At 35.1% G+C, this 23,930-nt stretch carries 21 protein-coding genes; 11 read left to right on the top strand and 10 right to left on the bottom strand.

Going from position 1 to position 23,930, the window contains the following annotated elements; genetic code table 11:
* Window positions 1–53: 53 nt before the first annotated feature.
* Entirely contained in the window at window positions 54–692 is a 639-nt protein-coding gene (locus tag RT250_RS09145) for a YczE/YyaS/YitT family protein (RefSeq protein WP_313114222.1), read from the bottom strand.
* 105 nt (window positions 693–797) lie between these two features.
* Window positions 798–2,489 (bottom strand): lysine--tRNA ligase, encoded by a 1,692-nt coding sequence (gene lysS / locus RT250_RS09140; RefSeq protein WP_313114220.1) that lies wholly within the window; start codon window positions 2,487–2,489, stop codon window positions 798–800.
* 216 nt (window positions 2,490–2,705) lie between these two features.
* Between lysS and RT250_RS09135 the strand changes: the two genes are divergently transcribed.
* The 3 genes from RT250_RS09135 (at window position 2,706) to RT250_RS09125 (ending at window position 4,301) form a co-directional block, all read left to right on the top strand.
* Window positions 2,706–2,864 carry a YqaE/Pmp3 family membrane protein gene (locus tag RT250_RS09135; protein WP_313114218.1) on the top strand — a complete coding sequence of 53 codons (159 nt, stop codon included), beginning with the start codon at window positions 2,706–2,708 and terminating at the stop codon, window positions 2,862–2,864.
* 6 nt (window positions 2,865–2,870) lie between these two features.
* Window positions 2,871–3,611: a hypothetical protein gene (locus RT250_RS09130; RefSeq protein WP_313114216.1), complete on the top strand. Its 741-nt coding sequence runs from the start codon at window positions 2,871–2,873 to the stop codon at window positions 3,609–3,611.
* Between the two features lie 150 nt (window positions 3,612–3,761).
* Entirely contained in the window at window positions 3,762–4,301 is a 540-nt protein-coding gene (locus RT250_RS09125; RefSeq protein ID WP_313114214.1) for a hypothetical protein, read from the top strand.
* 97 nt (window positions 4,302–4,398) lie between these two features.
* Here RT250_RS09125 and RT250_RS09120 read toward each other — a convergent pair whose 3' ends face one another.
* The 3 genes from RT250_RS09120 to rnhB form a co-directional block, all read right to left on the bottom strand.
* A complete protein-coding gene (locus RT250_RS09120; protein ID WP_313114211.1) occupies window positions 4,399–6,672 on the bottom strand; it encodes a zinc-dependent metalloprotease in 2,274 nt (757 codons plus the stop codon).
* A 234-nt stretch (window positions 6,673–6,906) separates the two neighbouring features.
* Complete coding sequence (locus tag RT250_RS09115; RefSeq protein ID WP_313114209.1) at window positions 6,907–9,348, bottom strand: hypothetical protein; 2,442 nt, start codon at window positions 9,346–9,348, stop codon at window positions 6,907–6,909.
* 115 nt (window positions 9,349–9,463) lie between these two features.
* Window positions 9,464–10,063 carry a ribonuclease HII gene (gene rnhB / locus RT250_RS09110; protein ID WP_313114206.1) on the bottom strand — a complete coding sequence of 200 codons (600 nt, stop codon included), beginning with the start codon at window positions 10,061–10,063 and terminating at the stop codon, window positions 9,464–9,466.
* A 618-nt stretch (window positions 10,064–10,681) separates the two neighbouring features.
* On the opposite strand from rnhB, the gene RT250_RS09105 reads away from it, so the two are divergent.
* Complete coding sequence (locus RT250_RS09105) at window positions 10,682–12,565, top strand: putative porin (RefSeq protein ID WP_313114204.1); 1,884 nt, start codon at window positions 10,682–10,684, stop codon at window positions 12,563–12,565.
* A gap of 221 nt (window positions 12,566–12,786) precedes the next feature.
* Here RT250_RS09105 and RT250_RS09100 read toward each other — a convergent pair whose 3' ends face one another.
* Window positions 12,787–13,929 (bottom strand): acyl-CoA dehydrogenase, encoded by a 1,143-nt coding sequence (locus RT250_RS09100; protein ID WP_313114202.1) that lies wholly within the window; start codon window positions 13,927–13,929, stop codon window positions 12,787–12,789.
* A gap of 239 nt (window positions 13,930–14,168) precedes the next feature.
* On the opposite strand from RT250_RS09100, the gene RT250_RS09095 reads away from it, so the two are divergent.
* From RT250_RS09095 to RT250_RS09070, 6 genes are all read left to right on the top strand, one after another.
* Window positions 14,169–15,290 carry an anhydro-N-acetylmuramic acid kinase gene (locus tag RT250_RS09095; protein WP_313114200.1) on the top strand — a complete coding sequence of 374 codons (1,122 nt, stop codon included), beginning with the start codon at window positions 14,169–14,171 and terminating at the stop codon, window positions 15,288–15,290.
* Between the two features lie 129 nt (window positions 15,291–15,419).
* Complete coding sequence (locus RT250_RS09090) at window positions 15,420–16,646, top strand: Glu/Leu/Phe/Val dehydrogenase dimerization domain-containing protein (RefSeq protein ID WP_313114197.1); 1,227 nt, start codon at window positions 15,420–15,422, stop codon at window positions 16,644–16,646.
* Window positions 16,647–16,812: 166 nt separating this feature from the next.
* Complete coding sequence (locus tag RT250_RS09085; protein ID WP_185099701.1) at window positions 16,813–17,532, top strand: MotA/TolQ/ExbB proton channel family protein; 720 nt, start codon at window positions 16,813–16,815, stop codon at window positions 17,530–17,532.
* Entirely contained in the window at window positions 17,532–17,924 is a 393-nt protein-coding gene (locus RT250_RS09080; protein WP_313114192.1) for an ExbD/TolR family protein, read from the top strand. Before RT250_RS09085 ends, RT250_RS09080 begins: the two co-directional genes overlap by 1 nt.
* A gap of 95 nt (window positions 17,925–18,019) precedes the next feature.
* Complete coding sequence (locus RT250_RS09075) at window positions 18,020–18,838, top strand: energy transducer TonB (RefSeq protein ID WP_313114189.1); 819 nt, start codon at window positions 18,020–18,022, stop codon at window positions 18,836–18,838.
* Window positions 18,839–18,953: 115 nt separating this feature from the next.
* Window positions 18,954–20,171, top strand: coding sequence for a bifunctional folylpolyglutamate synthase/dihydrofolate synthase (locus RT250_RS09070; RefSeq protein WP_313114325.1), 1,218 nt, complete (start codon window positions 18,954–18,956; stop codon window positions 20,169–20,171).
* A 56-nt stretch (window positions 20,172–20,227) separates the two neighbouring features.
* Here the strand turns inward: RT250_RS09070 and RT250_RS09065 are convergent, their stop codons facing one another.
* Window positions 20,228–20,572, bottom strand: a complete 345-nt coding sequence (locus RT250_RS09065; RefSeq protein WP_313114187.1) for a hypothetical protein — start codon at window positions 20,570–20,572, stop codon at window positions 20,228–20,230.
* 348 nt (window positions 20,573–20,920) lie between these two features.
* On the opposite strand from RT250_RS09065, the gene RT250_RS09060 reads away from it, so the two are divergent.
* Window positions 20,921–21,904 carry a YheT family hydrolase gene (locus RT250_RS09060; protein WP_313114184.1) on the top strand — a complete coding sequence of 328 codons (984 nt, stop codon included), beginning with the start codon at window positions 20,921–20,923 and terminating at the stop codon, window positions 21,902–21,904.
* A gap of 43 nt (window positions 21,905–21,947) precedes the next feature.
* Here RT250_RS09060 and RT250_RS09055 read toward each other — a convergent pair whose 3' ends face one another.
* The 3 genes from RT250_RS09055 to RT250_RS09045 all read right to left on the bottom strand — a co-directional run bounded on the left by RT250_RS09055 (window position 21,948) and on the right by RT250_RS09045 (window position 23,930).
* Complete coding sequence (locus RT250_RS09055; protein WP_313114181.1) at window positions 21,948–22,745, bottom strand: TPM domain-containing protein; 798 nt, start codon at window positions 22,743–22,745, stop codon at window positions 21,948–21,950.
* Window positions 22,746–22,763: 18 nt separating this feature from the next.
* Window positions 22,764–23,225, bottom strand: coding sequence for a TPM domain-containing protein (locus RT250_RS09050; protein WP_313114179.1), 462 nt, complete (start codon window positions 23,223–23,225; stop codon window positions 22,764–22,766).
* Window positions 23,226–23,324: 99 nt separating this feature from the next.
* A complete protein-coding gene (locus tag RT250_RS09045) occupies window positions 23,325–23,930 on the bottom strand; it encodes a LemA family protein (protein ID WP_313114176.1) in 606 nt (201 codons plus the stop codon).

Below are 23,930 nucleotides of genomic sequence, written 5' to 3'. Positions count from 1 at the left end.
CTTTATAAAAGAAACTAATTACAAATAAAGGTTTGCTCAAGTAGAGTGAACCTTTATTTTTTTTCTAGTTTTAATCGCAAGCGACTAAAGAATTTAAGAGAAAATTGAAAAACTGGGCTCAATAGGAAGGTGTAGATAAAAGTCACCCAAAAAACTGGTCCTCCTAAGAAATATCCTATAACTAGTACAATACTTTCTACCAAGATTCGGGCTTTGCTAATAGACCATCGCAAGCGTTCGGATATAGAAAGCATAAAGCCGTCTCGCGGACCTGCGCCTACGCCGCCAGAAACATATAATCCGCCACCTATACCTATAAGTACAATTCCTACTAGTAGAATTAAATAATCTGTCCAAGTATTACTTGCATTAGGTAAAATATCTATCCATAAAAAGAAATCCATTATGGGGCCAATTAATAGGGCGTTTAAAAATGTACCGATATTTACGTATTTCTTACTTACTACTAATGATACCCCAATTAAAACTAAACCTACAATAATACTCCATGTGCCAATAGTTAGCCCAAGTTGATCGTAAAGGGCTATGTTTAATACATCCCACGGATGTAATCCAAGGTACTGCACTTTAATTGAAAAAGCAGCTCCGAGACCAAAACAAACTAAACCGCTAAAGTAAAATACATAGCTGATGATGTTTTGTAGGGGAGTGGCTTTAGGTTGTTTTTTCATATTGAATTACTAATAGAAAAGTGTAGACTTGAATTTAAATTGCTGAAATAAAAAAGGGATGCATCCAAAATGGAGCCTCCCTTTTATAAAGTTTTAAATTTTGATTTATAGTAAAGAAACAGTCAAACCTGCGTCTGTTTTTTCAACTTTTGCAACCTTACTTTTTGTAAGACCTTTAATAGTTTTGTCCCATTTCTTATTGCTTAAGCCACTTTGAGTTTTCAGCTCTTCTAAGGCAATAGGAGAATTAGCTTTTAAAAGATTGTAAACAGCTTTTTCGTCTTCGGTCATTTCAACTTTCTTTTTCTCTGGGCGCATTTGCGGGAAGAAAAGAACTTCTTGAATAGAAGCATTATTCGTTAAAAACATTAGTAATCGGTCCATACCAATTCCCATTCCACTTGTAGGAGGCATTCCGTATTCAAGCGCTCTTAAGAAGTCGAAATCTATAAATGCTGTTGCTTCATCATCACCTCTATCGGCGAGTTTTAACTGAGCTTCAAAACGCTCACGTTGGTCTATAGGATCGTTAAGCTCGCTATAAGCATTTGCAATTTCTTTCCCACAAACCATTAGTTCAAAACGTTCTGTAAGTTCTGGATTATCGCGGTGTTCCTTACACAATGGACTCATTTCTTTAGGATAATCTGTAATGAAAGTTGGCTGTATAAAATTGCCTTCGCATTTTTCACCAAAAATCTCATCGATTAATTTACCTTTTCCCATAGTGTTATCTACAGGTACATCTAAGTCTATTGCAGCCTGACGTATTTCATCTTCAGTTTTTCCAGTTATATCAAACCCTGTAAATCTTATAATAGCCTCTGCCATTGTAACTCTTGGGTAAGGTGCTTTAAAGTCGATTTTATGTTCTCCAAAAGTAGCTTCAGTTGTACCATTAACTTCCATAGCACAGTGCTCTAACAATTGCTCACAAAAGTCCATCATCCAGTTGTAATCCTTGTAGGAAACGTAAATTTCCATTGCAGTAAACTCTGGATTATGCGTTCTGTCCATCCCTTCATTTCTGAAGTTCTTTGAGAATTCATACACTCCATCAAAACCACCTACAATCAATCTTTTTAGGTATAATTCGTTTGCAATTCGCATATACAAAGGAATGTCAAGCGAATTGTGATGTGTTACGAAAGGTTTGGCAGCCGCACCACCTGGAATGGGTTGTAAAATTGGAGTTTCAACTTCAAAATAGCCACGCTCGTTAAAAAAGTCACGCATGGCATTGAAGAGCTTAGTACGTTTTATAAAAATCTCCTTCACGTGTGGGTTTACAACTAAATCGGCGTAACGTTGGCGGTAACGTTGCTCTGGATCGGTAAAAGCATCGTGAACATTACCATCGGCATCAATACGAGGTTGTGGTAGGGGTTTTAAAGCTTTGCTTAAAAGCGTGAAATCTTTAACCATTATGGTTTTTTCACCTACTTGAGTTTTAAAAAGCTCGCCTTCAATCCCGATAAAATCGCCTATATCTAATAATTTTTTATAAACGTCATTGTAAAGCGTTTTATCTTCGCCTGTACAAATTTCATCTCTGTTAAAATATACTTGAATACGACCTTCGGCGTCTTGGAGTTCGGCGAAGGATGCTTTCCCTTGAATTCGTCTAGACATAAGGCGTCCGGCAACAACTACTTTTTTACCTTCTTCAAAGTTCTCCTTAATCTTTTTTGAAGTTTCGGTAATTGGGTATAGTTCTGCTGGGTAAGGGTTGATACCCATTTCTCGCAGCTGCTTTAATTTGTCTCTACGGATGATTTCTAGTTCAGAAAGTTGCATATATTTTATGTAAAAAATGAATTTGCAAAGATAGGGAAATGAAATGTGAAATAAGAGGAGAGAATTGTCAAATGAAAAGTGATATTTTCGAAATTTTATTTGTTGTGATTATTTCTAATAAAATACAATGTATTGGGTGAGATTTCCATAAATTTCAGGGCAAACGAATTTGAATTTATGTAAACTTCATTATTAAAAAAAACGTAGCTTTGTTTTATGAGTTTTTGGAGAGTCTTACTTGCAATTATTTTTCCACCACTAGCTATTATAGACAAAGGTTGTGGATCTGTTTTAATAGTCCTGATACTAACCCTTTTAGGTTGGATTCCAGGTGTGATAGCGGCTTTAATTATATTAAACAATCCTAATAAATAAACACTTATGAAAAAATTAATTATTCTAGCTCTGTTAGCTATCTCAATTGTGAGTTGTCAATTTTCAGAAACCCTTGTTATGAACGAAGATGGTTCTGGAAATTTAAGTGTTGAAGTTAATCTTAGTGAAATGATGGCTTTTAGTGCAGGGGCGATGGGAGATTCGGTACCTGTAAAACTTGATACTATAGTGTATATAAAGCAATTTTTGGAGGAGAAAAAAGATAGTATCGCGACGCTTTCGGCCTCTGAACAAAAAAAATTAAAAGCCTTAGAAAACTATAATATCGGAATTAAAATAGATTCTGATGCCTCTGAAATGGTTTATAATATTGCAACAAATTTTAAAGATATAAGTGAAGCAAATAATATTCACGAGGGCTTAGGCCAGATGGGAAATATGGCGCCAAACTTAAATTCAAATTCTTCGGAAGAAAAGAAAAAAGAATCTTCAGAAGAGAGTATTGCCGTCCTTTATACCTTTAGTAATGGTGTGTTTAAGCGCGACGCTTATATTAAAGATGAAGCAATTCATAAAAAAGAAGTAGATAGCTTAAAAAACACCGAAGCATTTTTAAGTAGCTCTAATTATACGTTAAATTATACCTTCCCTAGAAAAATTAAAAAAGCTTCAAATCCTAAAGCAACTTTTTCGGCAGACCAAAAGACACTAATTTTAAAGGAGTCGTTTATAGAATATTTTAAGAATCCAGATCTATTGGATTTGGAAATAATATTGGAAGAGTAATTTCTTAACAATACTTCAAGCTCTTTTTTCGGCAGTTGCATAATACAGGTTTAATACTTGTGTGCTTAATATTTGGTTTGGTATTTGTATATTTCAGGTATAGACGGTTAAAAAATCAATAAATCATACACTAACCTTAAACTCTCAAATATGAAATTACTAGTATACATGTTGCCGTTATTAATGGTTGGCGCTTGTAAAACAACGCAAACCGATTCAGTTATTACTAACACCAACACAATGGAAGAGACTATACACAAGCATACGGGGTGTCCTGAAGATGGCACCTGTGGTATTGAAGTATATAAGAATAAAAAGTTGACTATTCTGGACGACGGCACCGGTTCCTTGTACCCTGAAATGATTGAAGGAGATGCGATGGTGGTTGAATATACTTATTTTAGAGAGGGACCTGAGGGAACTGTAGATGGAAATTATTCGGAAACTATTCACTTCGAAATTCCGCAAACAGCTGCAAATATTAAAAAGGAAAATGCGGCTTTAGCTGATGTAAACTTATACTATGGAAAACATTGTTTCTGTAAAGGAGAAGCGGGATATTACCCAGTAACAGATGGAAAACTATTAGTTGATGTTAGCGAAGAAGGGCTTGTATTTGATTTGATTTTTAATGTAAATAAAACCTCCCAAGTGGTAAGACATATTTCTGAAATGATAAAATTGGAATAAATCTTACATTTACTTTAAAATAGAATATTTATAAAATTAAAATGGCCGCCTATATTAAGGCGGCCATTTTTTATGGTTTAAAAAGCTTGATTAAGAATTAATTTTTCATCAATTTCTTAGTCGCAGTTTTATTTCCGTTTTTAACTACTAGGAAGTACATTCCACTATCAATATAGTTGTAGTCTAATTGTTTGCTAAATACTCCAGAAGTATTCACATCGTCATAGATAAACTGATTGATAATTCTACCTCTTAGGTCGTAAAGCGATACTTCAATGTTTTCACTAGAATCCGGAGTAAAACTTAAGTTAAATACTCCACTAGATGGGTTAGGGTATACAGAGAAGTTCTCGAATGAGAAGTCTTCAGTACCTACAGTACCTTCTACAATAATTTTAGTATCGTTAATAGAGTAGAAAATATTATCCGAAGCCATAACCATAACTCTACCATTGTTTGTATTTACATTAGGTACGTTGATAGTTGCACTTCCTGTGTTTGACACATTAAGAGCAATGGTAATTGGGTAAGTTAAGCCACCATCAGTTGAAAATTTAATATCAACATTAGAGCAGTTTACTGGAGCTGCATCACTATTTGCAACATCCCAAGTAATAACTTCAGTAGTTTGTGTAGTCCAGTTAATTGGGTTGTTAGGATCAGACTGAGATGTTACTTTAAATGGTCCGCTATTTTCATCAACCGTTACAAAAGTGTTGTCACTTGCTGTAGCTCCACCACCGGCAGCGTTATCTCTAACAGTATATCTAAAGTTCATGTTTCTACCTACTGCAGGAACTGCTTCCCATCTATTTGCAGTTGGAGGATTGTTTCCACCAAGATCACCAACAAGAACAAAATTAATTCTTGGCATAAATCTATCAGGTGAATCTGAAGGCTCTTCCGATCTAAATGCTGGTCCGCCAATTGAAGTATTTCTTGGTGGCATAGGAGCAATTTCGGTATTCATTTGTTCCCAAGTATGTGTAAGAGCATCGCCATCAGGATCTGAAGCTGTACCCATTAATATAAAGGGAGTAGACTTTGGAATTGTACGCCCAGGACCTGCATCTGCCACAGGAGGTTGGTTTCCTGTTGGTGTTTGTACACCACATTGACCCACACCAGAAGATATATTTATCCACATTTCTTGGATACTTCTCGCATGGAAATAATCATCACTTCTACTCTGTACGTTAGGGTTACAAATACCAGCATATGCCATAATTGTAGATCCACTACCTGGTTCTACAGCAGTACTGTTATTACGGTTACCATTACAAGAATTATTAAAAGTGTGATTAGCACCATATTGGTGACCCATTTCGTGTGATACATAATCTACGTCATAAGCATCTCCTTTTGGATTACTTGTACCTGTTACTCCACGAGCTTTATTAGGAGTACATGGAGATCTTAGCTGAGCTAAACCACCAGCACCTGTGCTAAAGGTATGCCCGATATCGTAATTTGCAGGACCTATTTCAGCGTCAATTACAGTCTGACTTTGATTGATAAGTACTCCTGCATTGTTATTTGTAAATGGATCAGTTGCTGCATTTAAATAAATAATATCTGTATTGTTTGGAACTAAAATCATCGTAAGAGATAAATCTCTTTCGTAAATACCATTAACACGCGTCATTGTTACGTTTATAGCAGCAAGAACAGCCGCTTTTTTTACTTCGTCTGTAGCTGAAGCAGGAATACCTTGATCATTTAAGTGGTATTGAGAGTATTCTCCAGTTGTTGCAACTGCTAGTCTGAAGGTTCTCAACATTCCATCGTTAGCATTTCTCTCGTTATAATTTGGTTCTGGTCCTACAGCTTCTTCTACTAAGCACTCAAAACTATCTGGATTAGATGGAAGTTGGTTTAGGCTGTAAGAAATATAAAAATTTTTGTTTTGTGTAAACGGGTCGATGTAAACAGTAGAATGATTACCAGAAGTAATCATACCGTGTAATCCTAAGTCAGATACACTAAAACGCGCTACAGCAGTTGGGTCGTCGATACCTTTTGCAGTATACGAACGAATGTTTCTGTATCTGTTTTGTAATTCAGGAGACATAACTGAAGCCTCATAAACGCGGAAGCTTTGAAGTTCGCCATTATTTGAAGGAAGCTTTATAATTACATTTGAATTTCCAGTATTTCGAGCTGGAGCTTGTGCTAATGCAGATCTTAGCGATGGGGTATTTAATTTGTATAGGCTGTATTCTGCAGGCATAGTTCTGCGAAATTCTTTTTGCAGAGACTCTGTGTCTGTGTTGTGGGCTTTCGTCCACAACGAATTGTTCTGGGCACTTAATCCAAAGCTAAATAAAGCAATGATTAAAACCAGTAGTGGTTTAAAAGTACTTTTTTTCATTTTTAGGTATAATTTTTATGAATGTTTAGAATTGTAAATATAAGAAACCTTTAATAGATTTAAGGAAAATTTAAGAGGTTATGTGTTGAGTTTAGTAGATAAATATTGGTATTCAGCTCAAAACAACTATTTATTCGCTATCGAACTAATCCAATAATTATATGATTATAGACTTACAAAGCCCCACACATTAAAAATTATCTGAGAAAAAACTGTAGAACTAACGCACTATTTTTACATTGAATACATTATTACAGAATTTGCATCCCCTTTAACCACTAGGTTTGTAGTCCGTTTCCCTAGACTTAAACTCGCTTCTGAAGTTCCGTAAACAGGAAACCCATTTTGAAGTTTTCCATTTTCGTCAAAAACATAAACCTTTTTCTCTTGAGTTTCGGTTATGGTAGTGTAGTAGTTTCCATTTATCCTATAAAGCTGAGGTTGTGTGTAGATTCCCAAAGGCAATTCTGCTAACTTGCCATTTATTCGCAGTAAATTATCATCCAGAGTAGCCTTTGTGTTGCCAGAAATTGTAAACCAATAATTAGCACTAACATCTAATTTTAAAGATGAGACTTTACCGTTTTGAGAGATTCTTTCTTTAGTGTTTTCTTTTGTAATTACCACAAAAGTGTTGTCCTCTTCGGCAATTGGAATACTTGAAAAATTGAATTTTTTAGAAACTGAAACCCTAGATTTCCCAACGCGACTTAAAATGTTTAAACTCCCGTTTTCTTCGGCAATTACGATATAATCTTTGTTGCCCATCCTTATGTGAATTGGCGATTGTACAATTGAGCTTTTCGCTTTCTTAAAGCCAAAGCCTGTAACTAGTTTCGCGTTTTTATCGTACATAAGTACTTCCTTGTCCTGAATAACTACAAAACGATAATTTCCATTGTTGTCGTAGTCAAACACAGAAAGTGACTGGGTTACATCATCTTTAAACTTTATCGGAAACGATTTTGAATCTTTTCCATTTCTATCTAATAGATGGAAAGCATTTTTAGTGGTAAACGCAATGTGCTTGTTCCCTGAAATGGAAACCTCCTCAACTTCCCCGAGAATTGCGGAATCTAAGTTTTTTGTCCAAAGAATTTTTCCGCTTTCAGAGATGAAGTAAAGCTTATTCGAAATGTCTTGGACAACAATTTTACTCTCTCCATTCTTTGTTTTAACAAGTTTAGGCGCATTTAAAATTGTGTTTTCAAGTTTTACATTGAAGTTTTCTGAAACTTTTTCTGACGATTTTTTTACATTACCATCAACTTCTTTGCAGCTTAACGTTACGTGAGCGAAATTGCGATCGTAGCTAAATTGTAACGCTGCAAGTGGAAATTTTTCAAATGAAATTTTCTTAAAGGTATTGTCATTTCCAAAAAACATAGATAGCGACTCAGACAGTTCTCCTTGTAGTTTTAAAATTAACAAAGAAGAAGCGGTGCTTAAATCTACAATAGTGTTTTCAAAGTATGATGTGTTTTTTAAGGTATTGTTGTTTTTATAATCACTGATAATCTGTTGTGCAGAAATTTCACTTTCAGAAAAAATGAAGAAATTATCTAACTGAAAAACATAGTTAGCTCTTGTAGAATTTATAAGCGGTGAGAACGTATCGCTAAACAATTTTGGCTCGCTAAAACTTTTAATTTCCACTTCACGAAATGAACTTTTTGAAGTAACAAAGCGGGCCAAAGCATCGCTGGTTAATAAGGCGTCTATGCTCTTTATGAAAATTGCAGATTCTTGTTTAAGTTCGATTATCCCTGCCTCACTTACCGACCCAAAAATACCAGTGGTTTGTATGGGTTTTGTTTCACCTTTATAACTGCCAATTTTTTCTTGAATTCTCTCTGCGTCGTTAAAAGTAAAGCTTAATGCACTCTTTGCATCTGACGGGATTATCAAGGCAACATCATTTTGTTGCGGAACTTGACCTTCAAATATATTGAGAAGTTGAGGAATAGTGTCTGTCGCCATGCTAATCCCGGTCGCTGTAAAATTCTCTGAAGAAAAGCTAATATCTAAAGCACTCCAAGATGTAAAATTTATTTTTGTTGAATCATTTATAGCCTCATTTTTGCCGCGAAGTAAGGCCGTAAAGTCGTTGGAGGATGGTAAGTTAAACACTTTTTTAAAAGTAGTATTCCGCTCTGTCTTCCCGTTTAAGATATTCTGAATAATTTGTTGGGACGAAGAAACAACGAATACACTATCAATGATTGTTGAGTAAGCGGTGTTTTCATCAATTGAAACCCTTTGAAATGACTTTTTATCCAACGTTAAAGTTTCAACAGATTTATTTTTTACAGAATCTAATTGAAATAATTTATCAGTGTGTTTTGTAATAAAGGTATAAGCAGAAACAGAGTCGTTAATTTTATTTATACTTAAAAGACTCTGCGAAGTTGGATGAAGGTTTTTAAGAATTTTATCCTTTTTAGTTAAATAAGAATAGATTTCGGTATTTTCGAACTTAGAAAGTAGTGGGCTATTTTCTATATCTGCCTGTAAGTTGTCGAAATTTGAAATCTTTAAAACTACAGCGGCATTTTCTGGAACAAAATCCATTAGTGTTCCTGTTTTTGAAGGTGAGTTATCACAACTTGCAAAAACTCCCAAAAGGATTGGGATGAAAAGTAAAACCGCGAATAAATTTCTATTAATTTTTCCCATAAAACAAAAATAGCAATGTAATGCAATCGTTTAGCATATTGTTTAAATAGTTTATTGACGGGTTGTCAACAGTTATTCTCCGTAATTGACACACCTAAACAATTAAGGAGGTAAATTATAAATCTAATAAAGTTGGGTCGGGTAGAAGTTTAAAGCTTTTCCTGTGAAAAATTGAACTCCCTAATTCGCGAATAGCTTCCCGGTGCTCCTTGGTTGGATATCCTTTGTTTTTCTTCCAGTTATACTGCGGAAATTTTTCGTGAATTTCATACATAAACTCATCGCGATGGGTTTTTGCTAAAATAGAAGCTGCTGCAATATGCAAATATTTCCCATCCCCTTTCACTACGCATTCATATGGAGTGTTCTTAAAAGGCTTAAATTTGTTTCCGTCAACTGCAATAAATTCAGGGGTTATAGATAAATCTGCTATGGCACGATGCATTCCTAAAATAGAAGCATTTAGGATGTTTATTTTATCAATTTCATCCATCATTATATGTGCTACAGAATAGCAAATAGCTTCTTTTTCAATAATAGCTCTTAGCTCTAATCGTTTCTTTTCTGAAAGTTGCTTGCTGTCTGTTAAAAAAGGATGCTGAAAATCGTTAGGTAGAATTACAGCAGCCGCCGTAACTGGTCCAGCCAAGCAGCCCCGGCCAGCCTCATCGGTACCACATTCAATGAAATGATTGTTTATTTTTAATTTAAGCATACTAACTACAAATTTCTTGAAATTTTATAAATACGGCTAATTAAAAAGCACCAATTATTTAAAATCCAAATTCCAAAATTTCAAAATTCTTCTCTATGTCATTTTAAGTGGGTTGTTTATTACAAATTTCAAATTTTGAACGGTATTCTATGGCTTAGCAAAATTTTACGTAAAAAATGATGTGGGTGGAGGACTAAGCAAACTTGCACCAGCCGCTAAAATTATTTTAATTTTAACAGTTTAAAAACTATTAGATATAGTGTATAAATTTAAGTGAACCTTTAGTTTGCGCCGTAACGAGGGAAACTTTTAGTAAAGTATTGTTCTGCCTAGACTTTTTTTGGTTCGTTTTTTTTGGCAATGAAAAAAAATGAACAATTATATTCACATTAATCAATTATAATAGTTATCACATTATTCATTAATACTAAACTTAATATACCTACTTTAATTAATATGATATTAAAATTCCAAAATTTTACCAATCCCTCTTTTTAATTGAATTTTTGACTTTTCATTTCTGGAGTTTATTTGAAATTTGGATATTGTTATTTGAAGTTTTTACCAGTTCTCTTTCAATTAAAAATAAATTACCTTTGCCCAAAAGTTATCTCGAAGATGAAAAAACTCCTATTGCTACTTCTTATATTGTTCGCTTCGGGAACTGTTTATTCGCAAAACAAAATTTCTGGAAAGGAGAAACCACCAATAGATTTTTATAAAATTATTTCGCACGATAGGGATACTACTTATGTTGATACCACACTTAGTATTTATAAGAAATACAAATTCAATTATTTGCGAAGAGATAATTTTGAATTACTACAGTTTTCTAACGTGGGTCAAACCTATAATTCACTAGCCTATTCCTTTAATAAATTAAACTTAAAGCCACTTTTTGCAGCGCAAGCGAGACATTTTAACTATAAGGAAATTGAAGAGGTAAACTATTTTAATGTGCCTACACCCTTAACCGAATTATATTTTAAAACAGCCTATAATCAAGGGCAGCAATTAGATGCTTTTTTTACGGTAAATACCTCTCCACAGTTTAATTTTTCTATTGGTTATAAGGGAGTGCGGTCGCTCGGAAAATATCAAAATATATTAACAAGTACAGGGAACTTCCTTTTTACTTCCAATTATCGAACAAAGAACAATCGTTATGTTGTTCGCGCACACGTTGCCGCACAGGATTTAATGAATCAAGAAAATGGAGGTTTAACCGATAATTCACTGCGATTATTTATAAATGGTGACCCTGAGTTTAGCGACCGAGGCAGGTTGGATGTGAATTTTGAAGATGCTGAAAACAAATTGGAAGGGCTTCGCTTTTACGCAGACCATTATTATGAACTTCTCAGCCAGCGCGATAGTACAAATTATTCTATATTAACAATCGGAAACGTGTTAAGCTACGAGGATAAGTTTTTTGAGTACAAGCAGGACACCCCATTTAGTGCCTTTGGTCCGTCTTATGAAAATGCCGATTTGTACACAAAAACCAAGCTAGAAGATTTTAATGTTAAAGCTTACGCCGACTACAACAGCTCGTTGTTGGGGAAAATCACTGCTTGGGCTGGTTACAACGATTTTAATTACGGGTATAATTCGGTTTTAATTCTCGATGAAAATAGGATTACAAACAGGATTAAAGGAAATATTTTAGAAGCTGGAGCAGCATACGAAAAGGAATATCGAGGGTTTAAATTATCGGGAAAAGGAGCAATTAATATGGTTGGAGATTTTGATGCAAATTACCTGCAAGCAGCTGCTTCATACGACCTAAATGAAGAGTACAATGCGAAGGCATCTTTAACAACTCACTCTGTAGCTCCAAATTTCAATTTTCAATTATATCAAAGTGATTACCAGAATTACAACTGGAAAAACAATTTGAACAATGTAAAAACGCAAGAGCTAAAGTTTGAAATAAGCACCAAGAGGTTCGGAAATGCATCTGTGAGCTATACGGGTATTGACGATTACACCTACTTTGGAATTAGAGAAAACGACAGTACTCCGTCGCCAATTCAAGCTTCCGAGCGTGTAGATTACCTTAAAATAAAGGCGCAAAAAGAATTTACGTTTGGAGTTTTTGCTCTGGAAAACACAATAATGTATCAGCAGGTTTTTAATGGAGATAATGTGTTTAACGTACCTCAGTTAATTACTAGAAACTCGCTTTACTATCAAGACCATTGGTTTAAACGTGCGTTGTTTATGCAAACAGGGGTTACATTTAAGTATTTCACCGAATATAATATGAATGCTTACGATCCTGTACTTGCTGAATTTTACGTGCAGAACGATCAGAAACTGGGAGGGTATCCATTGGTGGATGTATTCTTTAATGCTAAAATTAGACAAACCCGCATTTATTTCGTGTACGAAAACCTTACCTCTTTGTTTGGCGGGAATAACGATCACTTTGCTGCACCAAGACAACCGTATCGCGATGCAGTATTGCGCTTTGGATTGGTATGGAACTTCTTTTTATAGTTTCAGGTCTGCGTTGCTGTTTTTTGCACAAATTGAAATCAAGCGACTAGTTAAATATAAACTTCGATTGGATTTCAATATTTTTTACTTGTCAAGATATTGCTTTGCAAATATTTAGACTGTCTATTAATTTTAATACATTAAACCACAAAAAAACCCTTGAATTATCAAGGGTTTTATAATATCTAAGAAAGTGTTTTGCTTAAAACAGATGATTCAATCTAGTTTTGTAACAATCCTCTAGAAATAACAATTTTCTGTATTTCTGAAGTACCTTCATATATCTGTGTAATTTTTGCATCACGCATTAATCGTTCTACGTGGTATTCTTTTACATAACCATTTCCACCGTGAACTTGAACTGCCTCCACCGAAACGTCCATTGCAACTTGACTAGCGTAAAGTTTTGCCATTGCACCGCTCATATCGTAGTTGTTTCCTTGGTCTTTATCCCAAGCAGCTTTCATTACTAAATGGCGTGCAGCTTCAATGCTAGTGTGCATATCAGCTAGTTTAAATGCAATAGCTTGGTGATTGCAAATTTCTGTACCAAAAGCTTTACGTACTTTAGAATACTCACGCGCTAAATCGTAAGCACCAGATGCAATTCCTAAGGCTTGAGCAGCGATTCCAATACGTCCGCCAGAAAGTGTTTTCATGGCAAATTTAAAACCGAAGCCATCTTCACCAATTCTATTTTCCTTTGGTACTTTTACATCGTTAAAAATTAAAGAGTGCGTATCACTACCTCTAATTCCTAATTTATCTTCTTTAGGACCAACTTCAAAACCTTCCCAGCCTTTTTCAACTATAAAAGCATTAATACCTTTATGTTTCTTCTCTTTATCTGTTTGGGCGATTACTAAATAGTAATCGGCAGACCCTCCATTGGTGATCCAGTTTTTTGTTCCATTCAATACGTAGTGGTCACCTTTATCTATTGCAGTAGTGCGCTGCGATGTTGCATCACTACCTGCTTCTGGTTCGCTTAAGCAGAAAGCGCCAAGCTTTTCTCCAGTAGCTAACTTGGTTAAGTATTTTTGCTTTTGCTCTTCAGTTCCAAATTTTTCAAGACCATAACAAACTAATGAGTTATTTACTGAAACAATTACTGAGCAAGAAGCGTCGACTTTGCTCAACTCTTCCATAACTAGAACGTATGAAATAGTATCCATTCCGCCTCCACCGTATTTTGGATCTACCATCATTCCTAAGAAACCGAGTTCGCCCATTTTTTTAACTTGTTCGGCAGGGAATTTTTGTTGGTTATCACGTTCTATTACACCTGGTAAAAGTTCGGTGCGTGCAAAATCACGAGCTGCGTCGCGAATCATTAAATGTTCTTCGGATAGACTGAAATCCATAGGCTTATTATAAGTGAAATTTGTGTTTTATAAGAAAGGGCAAAGATACTTATAAAATGTAAATACCAAAAAGACAATTCTTAATTTATAAAGAAACATCAAGCGCTACTTTTCAATAGATTAGAGCAAAATTCTGTCGATATTTATCTTATCTCAATATTATTTAGAATTTGGTTCTCTTAATATGAATTTTTTAGTATCATCATTGGTATCTTTAAATTTGTAATATTCTCTAAATTTTGGCAAAAAAAACGTATCGTATAATTGGTGTAATGAGCGGCACATCCTTAGACGGGATAGATTTGGTGGAATTAGAACTATATGTTTCAATTCAAAAAAATAACCTAGGGTCGCTTCAGGGTATAAGTCATTATGAGAGTGACTTTATGGGAAATTCTTGGAGTTTTAATATCCGTGCAGCTGAAACAGTGCCATATTCTATAACTTGGAAAAATAATTTACAAAAAGCAATTAACTATTCTAAAGATAAACTTGAGGAATTAAATCGTAGATACACCGAAAAGCTTGCCGAAGAAATTACAAAGTTTATTGAAAAACACAATATTCAAAATATTGACGCTGTGTGTAGTCACGGACATACAATCTTACATCAACCCGATAAAGGAATAACTTTGCAAATTGGTAACCTGCCTCATATTTCAAAACTAATTGGTTTAAAGGTTGTTTGCGATTTTAGAGTGCAGGATGTAAAGCTTGGCGGGCAAGGCGCGCCTTTGGTTCCTATAGGCGATAGGTTGCTGTTTTCAGCTTATGACTATTGTTTGAATCTTGGAGGTTTTGCAAACTGTTCCTATGAAGAAAATAATAAAAGAATCGCTTTTGATATTTGTCCAACCAATATCGTATTAAATAAATATGCAGAAAAGCTTGGCAAAGCATATGACGAAGGCGGTAAAATCGCTGAAGCAGGTGAGGTAAATCAAACTTTGCTTCAGCAGTTGAATTCACTGTCATTTTATTCTGAGAAGCCTCCAAAATCTTTAGGATTTGAGTGGGTGAAAAAAAATATCTTCCCTTTAATAGATTCGTTTAACATTTCAACTCAAGATGTTTTACGAACTTTTACCGAACATATAGCTATTCAACTCAAGGCGCAATTCAACCACAATGCTTCCGTTTTAATAACGGGTGGCGGAGCTTATAATTCATTTTTGATTAAAAGATTAAAACAGATTTCAACTGTTAATGTTATAATTCCCACTTCGGAAATTGTTGAATATAAAGAAGCGTTGATATTTGGGCTTTTGGGAGTCTTGAAATTACGTGGCGAAGTTAATTGTTTGGCTAGTGTTACTGGGGCTTCAAAGGACCATTCTTCTGGAAAAATCTATCTTCCATAATTTTTCTTAAAATCCACTTATAAACTCTTACAAGTTTTATATTTGCTTTTGCCGAAATGGTATAAATAAATAAATAGTAAATACGCTCCTAAGCAATAGCACGGGAGAATTTTAATGCTAAATATAATAATGAAAGAACTGCTTAAAAAGTACGAGGAAAAAGATCCTGAAATTGTATTCCATTGGAAAGACCCTGAAACAGAAGCCGAAGGCTGGACGGTAATCAATTCATTGCGAGGTGGAGCAGCTGGTGGGGGAACTAGAATGAGAAAAGGACTTGATATGAATGAAGTACTTTCTCTTGCTAAAACTATGGAAGTGAAATTTTCAGTTTCTGGACCTGCAATTGGAGGTGCTAAATCTGGAATTAATTTTGATCCCGCCGATCCACGTAAAAAAGGAGTTTTAGAAAGATGGTTTAAAGCTGTTTCTCCGTTATTGAAAGGATACTATGGTACCGGTGGCGATATGAATGTTGATCAAAAAACTGAAGTAATTCCATTTACTGAACAAAGCGGTTTATGGCATCCTCAGGAAGGAGTTTTTAATGGGCATTTTACACCTTCAGAAGCTGAAAAAATTAATCGAATTGGTCAATTGAGAAATGGTGTAAGCAAAACCTTAGCGAGTGCAGAATACTGCCCAGACGTAACAAAAGGTTATAAAGTAGCCGATATGGTTACTGGTTTTGGCGTTGCTGAAGCTGTTAAGCACTACTACGGAATTTATGGTGGTGATGTAAAAGGAAAACGAGCAATAGTTCAAGGTTTTGGAAATGTAGGTTCTGCTGCAGCCTATTACCTTGCGCAAATGGGTGCTAAAATTGTGGGTATTATAGATCGCGATGGTGGAATCATCAATAAGGATGGCTATTCTTTAGAAGAGGTAAGACAACTTTTCCTTAATAAAAATGGAAACGCCTTGGTAGCAGATAACATGCTATCTTTTGATGAAATAAATGAAAAAATTTGGAATCTCGAGGCCGAAATATTTGCGCCTTGTGCTGCATCAAGATTGATTACTAAAGAGCAAATTACTAATATGATTGATACCGGTCTTGAGGTAATTAGCTGTGGAGCAAACGTTCCTTTTGCTGATAAAGAAATTTTCTTTGGTTCAATTATGGAATACACAGATGAGCGTATCAGTTTAATTCCAGATTTCATCAGTAATTGTGGAATGGCACGTGCGTTTGCATATTTTATGGAAGGCAAAGTTGAAATGTCTGATGAAGCTATATTTAATGATATTTCAAATACTATTAAAAAAGCAATCCAGAATACATTCGACAAAAATAACTCTAAGACGAATATAAGTAAAACAGCATTCGAAATTGCTTTAAAAGAGTTACTATAACTTACTGAGTAGCGAAAGGAAGAAGTTTGCTGTTTTGAAATTAATTGATGCAATTGGGCTATGTTTTTTTGCATTAAACTTCTTCTTATTTCGATAAATTATATTTCGCTACTTATAACAATTTCTATTATCAATTTCCGTTATTCACTAAAACAAAACTTTATTTATGTTAAACTTCTTTATTCAAGAGGGTGCTGATATAGCACAAGATACCGATTCTATCGCTGAAGGCATACCAGTCGAGGCTCAAGAAAAAACTTTATCAATAATGGATCTGTTGTTAAACGGAGGCGTTGCAGGACAAATAATAATAGGTGTTCTGTTTATCCTTCTTTTTGTAGCAGTTTACATTTATTTTGAACGCTTATTTGCGATTAAAGCAGCGTCTAAAATGGATAACAACTTTATGAATCAGATTAAAGATAATGTTAGCTCTGGTAATATTCAAGCTGCAAAAGTTTTGTGTGCGCAAAACAATACCCCGGTTTCACACCTAACAGAAAAAGGAATCTCTAGAATTGGAAGTCCTTTGGAAGACATAAATACGGCAATTGAAAATGCTGGACGTTTAGAAGTTTACAAATTAGAGAAAAATGTAAGCGTTTTAGCGACTATTGCTGGTGCTGCACCCATGATTGGTTTCTTGGGGACTGTAATTGGTATGGTTTTGGCTTTCCATCAACTTGCAACAAGTAGTGGTCAGGCTGAAATGGGAGCTTTAGCAGAAGGTATTTATACAGCGATGACAACTACAGTAGCAGGATTAATAGTAGGTATTATTGCCTATATGGGTTACAACCATTTAGTAGTGCGTACAGATAAAGTGGTTCACCAAATGGAAGCCACTGCAGTAGATTTTCTAGACATGTTAAACGAACCTGCATAATGAATTTAAGAGGAAGAAATAAAGTTAGTGCCGAATTTAGCATGAGCTCAATGACAGATATAGTATTTCTGTTGTTAGTTTTTTTCTTGCTTACTTCGCCTGCCATTACACCAGATGCTTTAGATTTAATTTTACCTAAGGCAAAAGGAAAAACTTCTAATGTGCAAAAAGCTTCTGTAAGTATTACGAAAGATGGAGCCTATTATGTAGATAAGGAGCGTGTAAGCGAGTATAGTATTGAAAATGAACTTAAAAAAGTTCTTGCAGGTCAAGATGAACCCACAATTATTCTTAGAGCCGAAGAAGGGGTGCCTATTGAAGATGCTGTATTTGTAATGGATATTGCAAATAAAAATAAGTTTAAGGTAGTCCTTGCTGTAAGACCTAATTAAAAGTGAATATTGTCCTATTAGAGTAAGCTGTCTACTTACTATTAAAATAATTTTTACTACAAACCCTAATCTCGGTTACAAAGCGAAATCGAAACATGAAACTTTTAGATACAGAACATAAACGTAAAAGTATGATCATCACGGTAATCGTGCATGTGATTATTTTAATTCTTCTGTTTTATGTGGGGATGAAGTATCTCGACCCACCACTAGAGCAAGGAATTGCAATTAATTTTGGAACAACTGAAACTGGAAGTGGGGAAGTACAACCTGTAGATAGAATTCAATCTGCGCCAAAAGACACAACTCCCGAACCCGTTTCTCAGCCTAAAGCTGAAATACGAGAAGAGGTAGTTACGCAAGACACGGAAGAAGCTCCAATTATTAAAAAGGAGAAGCCGAAGAAGGAACACACCCAGACTCCAGTAAAAGAAGAACCTAAAAAAGAGGTAAAAAAGCCAGATCCAAAACCAGATAAGTCAACTACTGATGCACTTTCAAGCATATTAAACGGACCTAAAAGTGATGGAACTGCTAAAGGTGGCGAAGGAAACGATGGAAAGCCGGGAGATAAGGGTAGTCCAGATGGTGATCCTAATGCCAGTTCTTATTACGGAACAGGTAAAGGTCTAGATGGCGATGGAAATTATATGTTAGGTGGAAGGAAAGCACTCAATAAAGAAAAATTTATTCAGGATTGTAACGAGGCTGGAACGGTGGTAGTGAGCATAGAGGTGGATAGAAGTGGAAAAGTAATAAATGCTACTCCTGGAGTTCGTGGAACAACCAACAACTCTCGCTGTCTTATTGAGCCTGCTAGACGTGCTGCTCTTGCAACCAAGTTTAATGCAGACGATAAAGCACCTGCCAAACAGGTGGGAAAAATTATTTACAGATTTAGTCTGTCCGAATAGATTGTTTTGATATAAAAAAACCTTCATTTATAGTTATCTTTAAGCCTTTATTGGTGCAGTAAAAAATGCATTTGTAAAGGCTTAATTTTTTTATTCATTTTTAAATCTCTTTCTTATCAATTATTCTGAAACCATTGCATGGCTTTTTAACCAATTGCCAATGTACCAAAAGGTAGGGCAGTCTGCTTATAAAGCAGATTTGACTGCTACCATTACTCTTGCTAACTACTTAAACAATCCAGAAAAGAGCTTTAAAAGTGTACATGTAGCTGGAACGAATGGAAAAGGTAGTACGAGTCATATGATAGCTTCCGTACTTCAGGAGGCTGGGTATAAAACTGGGTTATATACTTCTCCCCACTTGAAAGATTTTAGAGAACGAATTAAGATTAACGGTAATATGATTCCTGAAGAATATGTTTCAGGATTTGTAGAAAGGCATAAACCGTTTTTCGAAAGCAATCAACTATCTTTCTTTGAAATGACAGTAGGTTTGGCTTTTGACTATTTTAGAGAGGAAGAAGTCGATATTGCTATAATTGAAGTGGGAATGGGAGGAAGGCTCGATAGTACAAATATTATTTTACCAGAGGTTTCTGTGATTACAAACATAGGATTAGACCACACAAAGTTTTTAGGAGATACGCTAGAAAAAGTGGCTTTTGAAAAAGCAGGAATTATAAAAGAAAATATTCCAATAGTAATTGGAGAGACCATTTCAGAAACTGAAAATATTTTTAAACGAATTGCTGTAGATAAAAATTCTGTAATTGAATTTGCCGAGACAATAGATTCGTCTAACTATATATCTGATTTAAAGGGAATTTATCAGCAGAAAAATATTAAATCAGTTATAAGTGCTTTAAAGATTTTACAAAACAAAGGTTGGGTGATTTCAGAAGAAAATATTCGAAACGGACTTTTAAATACTGTCAACAATACAGGCCTAATGGGGCGCTGGCAAATTTTGAATAAAAGCCCAAAAATAATTTGTGATACAGGTCACAACAAGGAAGGTTTAAAATTAGTTCTTAAGCAATTAAAAAACGAAGATTATCAAAATCTACATATAGTTTTGGGAGTGGTGAACGATAAGGATTTGACATCTGTACTTCCTTTGTTTCCTAAAGAAGCTACCTATTATTTCTGTAAACCTAATATCCCACGTGGTTTAGATGCCTCATTATTATTATCGCAAGCAAGAGGTTTTGGACTCAAAGGAGATGACTATTTTTCTGTTAATAGCGCTTATGAAGCAGCAAAAAATGCCGCTTCAAAAAACGATTTGATTTTTATAGGAGGAAGTACTTTTGTAGTTGCGGAAGTAGTATAAAAAAACCCTTTCATCTTAAAGAGAAAGGGTTTTGCAACTATAATTATAATCACTAATTATTGAGTTTTATTCCATTTAGCGTATTGCTCCTCGGTTAAGGTTTTCTTCATAATACCATCTAATGAAGAATCAAATTTTTTCTTATTTGCGATTACTTTTGCGTCAGTTGCATCTTTACCTTCAATGTGCTTTTGGTAGTTTATTTCTTTAGCAACAAGAGCTCTGAAAATGGTTCTACTTTGTTCCCCGTTAAGGCCTAAAGTTTCAGTTAATTCAGCAGTTTCTGCTTTTGCAATTACTTCAGGTCTGTTTTTGTCAACAGATAGAGACTGTGCTGATATGTTTTGAACACCAAAAAGCATAGTAGCTGCAAATGCAATTATTGTAAATAAATTTTTCATTTTTTTTATTTTAAATTTTAAAGTTACTAAAATAGTATATTCTATTTATAATAGAACAATTATTACGCCAAAATTAACTAATACTTTTTATTTTTCATTACATACTAGGCTTCATTGTCTATGAGACTACTTATAAAACGTGAAAATGCATTTAAATCATTAATTCTCTATAACTTCTTAGAAGAATCAAGATGTTTTTATGACCTATCCATATACCCTAAATAACGCTATTATTCACTATGTGGATGATTATAGAAAGAACAATATTCTTTGCTGGCTTGTCTTTTGAAAATATAAAATACCCTTATCTTTAAGGAGAAGCAAAATAGAATACTTAAGACTACCGCTATGCCCTATATTGGTAACTCATCATACGAAACAGACTTCATTTTTCAAAATGGGCATATATCAACTATATATGCAGGCATTGTTAGTAAGCTAGAAGCGCCAGCGTATCAGCGACAACGATTACCCTTAGCAGATGGTGATTTTCTGCTTTTGGATTATATAATAAAGGATTCTAAAAAAGCAATTATACTGTGTCACGGGTTAGAAGGCAATTCAAAGAAAAACTATAACAATGCTTGTGCTAATTTTTTTTTAGAAAAAGAATATACAGTCTTTGCCTGGAATAACCGGAGTTGTGGAGGAGAAATGAATTTGCTTCCCAATTTATACCATCATGCATCTATAGATGATTTGGAAGCGGTAATAAAGTATGTTTTGGCTCAGAATTTTCAAGAAATTTTTCTAGTGGGCTTTTCGTTGGGTGGCGATCAAATTTTAAATTATATAGGTAGAAAGGTAGTTTCTGAGAAAATAAAAGCTGCCGTGGCTATTTCTGCACCTTTTCAATTAAAATCTAGTGCTGAAAAAATTCAGGGAGGGATTAGTAAAATTTATTTAAGCCGTTTTATCCGCAAAATACGAGGGAAAATTCAGCATAAAGCAATTCAATTCCCTGGTTTGATTTCAAAAGAAGTTTCTAAAAACATTAAAAGTTTTGAAGATGTAATCGACAGGTTTATCGTTCCCGTTCACGGTGAATATGCAAATCTAGCCGACTATTACAAAAGAGCATCCCCAGCATATTCTATTGATGGTATTAATCTACCAGTACTGGTGATAAATGCGTGGGACGATCCCATTTTAGGGAAGGAGGACCATCCAATTGCTATGGCAGAGCAACATAAATATCTCTACTTAGAAATTCCTCGTCACGGAGGGCATTGCGCCTTTCCTTTAAAAATTTCAAAGCATCCCTATTCTGTAGTTCGTGCCTTTGAATTTATTGAGATGCATACAAAGTGCAAACGATGGGATGCGAATTAGCTTACGATTTCTGCTATTAATTTGGATGAATTAATTGTTGGATTTACCAACCTCCGCTGGCACCTCCACCACCAAAGCCTCCACCGCCGAAGCCGCCGCCGAAGCCTCCTCCGCCACCGAAGCTACCGCCGCCTCCAAAGCTACCACCGCCACCGCCAAAACCTCCACGGCCAAGGCTACTCAGTACAATAATATCTAGGAGGGTTCCACGTCCGCCTCCACGGCCACCACCACGACCACCTTTATTCATAAGGGCGATAATAATAATGATAAATAGGAAGATTAGAAAAAACGGAATAGGAGTAGCATCCTTTTTTCCGAAATCACGGTCTTCTTTAAACTCACCTTTTAATGCTGCAAAAATGGCATCACTACCTTGATCGAGACCAGCGTAGTAGTCGCCGGCTTTAAAATTTGGGATGATAATTCGATTAATAATTCGCTCAGCCATTAGATCGGTTACTCGATATTCTATTCCATACCCGGTGTTTATATCTACTCTACGATCGTCTTTTGCTAACGTTATTAAAATTCCATTGTCTTCACCTTTTTGACCGATACCCCATTTCTGTCCCCATTCGGCACCAAGCATAGAAATATCCTCACCATTGGTAGAACCAATAATAATACAAACAATCTGTGTAGAAGTTGAGTCGGCATAACGAATTAATTTACTTTCCAACGCCGATTTTTGGGAAGGCGTTAGCAAGTTTATATAATCGTAAACCGAGGTTTCAACCGCAGGCTTAGGCGGAATTTCGTATTGCGCCAATACATTTCCAGAGATAAGCCAAGCAATGAAAAATACGAGAATTGTTGAATATTTCTGAATTCTAATCATTAATCTTTCTTTTACAAACTATCCAACAGAGATGTCGTCTGGAAGTTCGTTTTTATCATCTTTTTTATAAGGGAAATGTTTTTTCAGCTGTTGTCCAGCTTTTAAAATTCCATCTACTAAACCTTGTTTCATATCACCATTTTTAAAGTGGTTAATGATTACATCTTTAGTGCCTTCCCAAAAGTTTTGACCAACAACATCATTGATGCCTTTATCGCCCATAATAACTAATGTGCGGTCTTCTACAGCTACGTAAATTAACACTCCGTTACTTTCCTTTGTGTTGTGCATATTAAGCATGTCAAACACTTCAGTAGCTCTATCAAAAGCATCAATGTGTTCATTTGGTTCTTCAGAAGAAATTGATTTTGCTTCAAGATGAACCCTAATTTCACCTGATGTGTTTTTTTCTGCTATACGAATAGCTTCAACAATTGCAGATTCTTCTTCTGAAGTAAGAAAGTTTTCTACTCTAGACATATTTTGTTTGGTTTAAATTATCTAAATAATATTCAGCCAGTCAGGTTATAGCATGCAATCTCGCTAAACCGAGCCAAAGTATTTTTAGAAAAAAGATTTTTACTCTTCCGATCCGAAGTCAAAATTCACCTCAGGAGCGCTTTCGGTTCCATCGTCTGCTTTAAAATAGGCCTTTTCATTGAAACCTAAGATGCCAGCAAAGAACTTTGTTGGGAATTGTTTTACTTCGGTATTAAAAATCCTTGCTTGTTCATTAAATCTGTTACGCTCTACGTTAATTCTGTTTTCTGTACGTTCCAATTCGTTAATTAATTCCTTGAAATTTTCATTTGCCTTTAAGTCTGGATAGCGCTCAAAAACTGCTAACAATCGTGAAAGTGCAGAAGTAAGCCCTTGTTGAGCTTGTTGGAATTGTGCTAATTGTTCAGGTGTAACATTAGAAGGGTCGATGTTTATGGAGGTAGCTTTACTTCGTGCTTCTGTAACTTTTATCAAAGTTTCCTGCTCAAATTCGGCGTATCCTTTTGCGGTGTTTACAATGTTAGGAATAAGATCTGCTCTTCGTTGGTACGAGCTCTCTACGTTAGACCATTGAGCAGTAGCTTTTTCGTCTAATACTACTAATTTGTTATTTACTTTTGCTAGGTATAATCCAATTAATAGGATTCCACCAAGGATTATAAGTATTGGTAACCATTTTTTCAT

The sequence above is a fragment of the Aequorivita sediminis genome (assembly GCF_032080575.2).
In the GTDB taxonomy this organism is placed as follows: Bacteria; Bacteroidota; Bacteroidia; order Flavobacteriales; family Flavobacteriaceae; genus Aequorivita; species Aequorivita sediminis.
Note: the sequence above shows the minus strand (reverse complement) of the source record. Positions and strands in the feature narration are given on the sequence as shown.